The sequence below is a fragment of the Leptolyngbya sp. BC1307 genome (genome assembly GCF_002286735.1).
GTDB lineage: Bacteria > Cyanobacteriota > Cyanobacteriia > Phormidesmidales > Phormidesmidaceae > Phormidesmis.
In genome coordinates this window covers 1-2,547 of sequence record NZ_NRTA01000112.1, presented here as the reverse complement: position 1 = coordinate 2,547, position 2,547 = coordinate 1, and the positions used below count along the sequence as shown (strand labels likewise).

General features: G+C 50.2%; 6 protein-coding genes and 1 pseudogene. 5 read left to right on the top strand and 2 right to left on the bottom strand.

What is annotated here, in order from left to right; all coding sequences use genetic code 11:
- Positions 1–94: 94 nt before the first annotated feature.
- A pseudogene (locus tag CKL79_RS22145) lies at positions 95–616 on the bottom strand (transposase); the annotation flags it as partial.
- A 73-nt stretch (positions 617–689) separates the two neighbouring features.
- Here CKL79_RS22145 and CKL79_RS24290 point away from each other — a divergent pair.
- Positions 690–818 carry a hypothetical protein gene (locus tag CKL79_RS24290; protein ID WP_276301289.1) on the top strand — a complete coding sequence of 43 codons (129 nt, stop codon included), beginning with the start codon at positions 690–692 and terminating at the stop codon, positions 816–818.
- Between the two features lie 64 nt (positions 819–882).
- Here the strand turns inward: CKL79_RS24290 and CKL79_RS22140 are convergent, their stop codons facing one another.
- A complete protein-coding gene (locus CKL79_RS22140; RefSeq protein WP_121971676.1) occupies positions 883–1,107 on the bottom strand; it encodes a PEP-CTERM sorting domain-containing protein in 225 nt (74 codons plus the stop codon).
- A gap of 39 nt (positions 1,108–1,146) precedes the next feature.
- Here CKL79_RS22140 and CKL79_RS24500 point away from each other — a divergent pair, with 39 nt between their 5' ends.
- From CKL79_RS24500 to CKL79_RS24485, 4 genes are all read left to right on the top strand, one after another.
- Positions 1,147–1,737, top strand: a complete 591-nt coding sequence (locus CKL79_RS24500; protein ID WP_205879190.1) for a hypothetical protein — start codon at positions 1,147–1,149, stop codon at positions 1,735–1,737.
- Between the two features lie 38 nt (positions 1,738–1,775).
- Positions 1,776–1,904 (top strand): hypothetical protein, encoded by a 129-nt coding sequence (locus tag CKL79_RS24495; RefSeq protein WP_346427082.1) that lies wholly within the window; start codon positions 1,776–1,778, stop codon positions 1,902–1,904.
- Positions 1,901–2,050 (top strand): hypothetical protein, encoded by a 150-nt coding sequence (locus tag CKL79_RS24490; RefSeq protein ID WP_346427081.1) that lies wholly within the window; start codon positions 1,901–1,903, stop codon positions 2,048–2,050. The genes CKL79_RS24495 and CKL79_RS24490 overlap by 4 nt, the downstream gene beginning before the upstream one ends.
- A 146-nt stretch (positions 2,051–2,196) precedes the next feature.
- Positions 2,197–2,334: a hypothetical protein gene (locus CKL79_RS24485; RefSeq protein ID WP_346427080.1), complete on the top strand. Its 138-nt coding sequence runs from the start codon at positions 2,197–2,199 to the stop codon at positions 2,332–2,334.
- Positions 2,335–2,547 lie beyond the last annotated feature (213 nt).

Genomic DNA, 2,547 nt, shown 5'->3' with positions numbered 1-2,547 from the left:
AGACTCTGGCTTAGCGCTAGACTCATTCGTCTCTTCGACTGTACCTCCACCCGCCTACGCTCTGTCATTTTATCGCCTACCCTCTTGACATTTAATACTTCAGATTCTCTAGGCTCGAATACCAACTGTCTCCGGTCACCCACGACGGCTTCAGGCCCCAGGATTGAACCTCTAGCACCATCTCTCTAAAATAGTCGTTCTTCGTCTTGCCCGCTGCTTTGTCATACAGTCTGAAGTTGACCGGATAAGAATGACCGGAGGGGTCACTGTAGTACAGAGTAATTAGGTTGAGTCCCTTCACCGGTCGCTTGTGCTTGCCCGAGTAAAAGTAATCCACCAAGGCACTTTTGCTGGGGTCGCGATACGGTTTGTCTTCCACACTATCGTCTACGCTGAGCGTCCCGGATTCTAGGTTCAGCTCGCCTTTAACCTCGTCAAAGAGGTCTTTGGGCGTGTAACGTTCGCGTAATAAAAAGCGATTCACGCTATCGTGGCTCAAATCTGCCAAAATTTCTGAGAGCCGCACGCAGCTCACATACTTCGGCTCTGAGAGCAAAAATAAGGTGTAGAGCGTGCTATCGCACTGGGCTGTAGATGGTTTTGATAGCTCACGCATGGCCTAGCGATCACTCAAAAAGAAGGGCTCTTATCAGCATACAGGCTTGCTATTCTGTCAATGCGTAAGTCCTATGGTAGTCTCCACCCTGCTCACTTTAGTCGTCGTACCCGTTGTTTATTCCTTCGTAGACGATGCCACTGAATTCTTAAAGCAAAAGCAAAGGCGGCTGAAAAAAGCCAGATCGCCTCGGCTGTCTTAAAGCGATACGATGACTGAGCCAACAAGATGCTTACAGTTACGAAAGCGCTAATTTCTCTGAGGTTTCAGCTCACCGCAGACCGAGACTTCTTCTTGATCAACCAACCCAATGCGCTGATGGCGGCTAGCCCAATTAGCCCGGAAGGCTCTGGTACGGATTTAGCGGGGGTCCCGCCCGGATCTGGCATTCCACCACCATGTCCCTCTCCTGGTGTGTGTCCGCCGCCCCTGCCATCTTCAAAAGTCGTATGCTCGTCTAAGGATCGAAGATCAAATAAAAGAGTCAACATGGCTGATAATAAGGGAATTCAGCAATTGCCGCCCTAAAGATGAAGACAGTCCGCCCTTATTCACCAGCAATAGAAGAGCAGATGCAGCGATACTATCAGTCCTTGAACGAGAAAGAACGGCGTCGCTATGCCGCTATCGAAGCGGTCAAGTTAGGCTACGGGGGCATTAGCTATATCCATCGAGTCTTGGGCTGTGTACGAGGGAGTATTCGGCTGGGAATAGCGGAGTTATCAGACCCAGCGGCGATGAGTGAAGCAGGGCAGCGAGCTCCTGGGGGCGGTCGAAAAAGCGCATTTGAAACAATCGAAGGCCTTGATGCTGCCTTTCTGCGGGTAATTGAGCGTCACACCGCTGGTTCACCGATGGATGAGTCGATCAAGTGGACTCATTTAACCCGTCAGCAAATTGCCGAGCGCTTAGCAGCAGAAGAAGGGATACGCATCAGCGTCACGGTGGTTGACCAACTGCTAGAGAATCATCAGTTTCGGCGGCGGCAAGCCCTAAAACGAAAGGCGACTGGCAGCAATCCCCATCGCAATCAGCAATTCGAGAAGATTCATGAGCTGGTATACAGCTACCAAGCAGCGGGTGAACCCGTGATCAGCATTGACACCAAAAAAAAGAGTTAATCGGCTCACTATATCGAGCGGGTCATACCTATACCCAAGTGCCCATTGAGGTTTATGACCATGACTGGGCCACGCTCGCAACCGGCAAGGTGATTCCCCATGGGCTCTATGACCTGAGCGAGAACACGGGCTATGGTCCAGATTGGCACCTCTCGCGATACCCATGAATTTGCCATCGATTCGCTGCGCTATTGGTGGCAAACTCATGGGCGAGACCGATAGGGAACCGCCGCCTCGCTATTACTACTGTGCGATGGCGGCGGCAGCAATAGCGCTCGTTCCTATCTTTTCAAAGCGGCGCTACAAGACTTAGCCGTAGAGCTTGGCATTGATATTCGAGTTGCCCATTATCCTCCTTACACCTCTAAGGACAATCCTATCGAGCATCGATTGTTTCCTCATCTGAGCCGAGCTACGCAGGGGGTTATTTTCGACTCTGTTAATGTGGTCAAGGAATTGATGGCAACGGCCACTACCGCCACTGGATTAGAGGTTTTCACCACCGTCATTGATAAAGTCTACGAGACTGGCAAGAAGGCCACCGATGAACTCAAAGCCAGCATCCAAATTGTTTTCGATGAAGTCTTACCTAACTAGACAGTCCTAAGTTTCTGTTGAAGAATTATGCGGCCAAAGGTATCTGTTGTTGGGGTTCAGGGGGCTGAATTTTGGCAGCGAGTAATTTAGCCAGAAGTAGATTGGGCCTACGTTTTGCAATAGCTCAATAACCGCTGGTAAGTAGCATTATTGAGGAAAGTAACGATGAGTGGTCAAAGGGCGAGAAATCTGTTGTAACAGAAGAATGAAAAG

Coding starts and splice junctions, on each gene's coding strand:
- CKL79_RS24490 (WP_346427081.1), top strand. CDS start 1,901: ATGAATTTGCCATCGATTCGCTGCGCTATTGGTGGCAAACTCATGGGC.
- CKL79_RS22140 (WP_121971676.1), bottom strand. CDS start 1,107: ATGTTGACTCTTTTATTTGATCTTCGATCCTTAGACGAGCATACGACT.
- CKL79_RS24500 (WP_205879190.1), top strand. CDS start 1,147: ATGAAGACAGTCCGCCCTTATTCACCAGCAATAGAAGAGCAGATGCAG.
- CKL79_RS24485 (WP_346427080.1), top strand. CDS start 2,197: ATGGCAACGGCCACTACCGCCACTGGATTAGAGGTTTTCACCACCGTC.
- CKL79_RS24290 (WP_276301289.1), top strand. CDS start 690: ATGGTAGTCTCCACCCTGCTCACTTTAGTCGTCGTACCCGTTGTTTAT.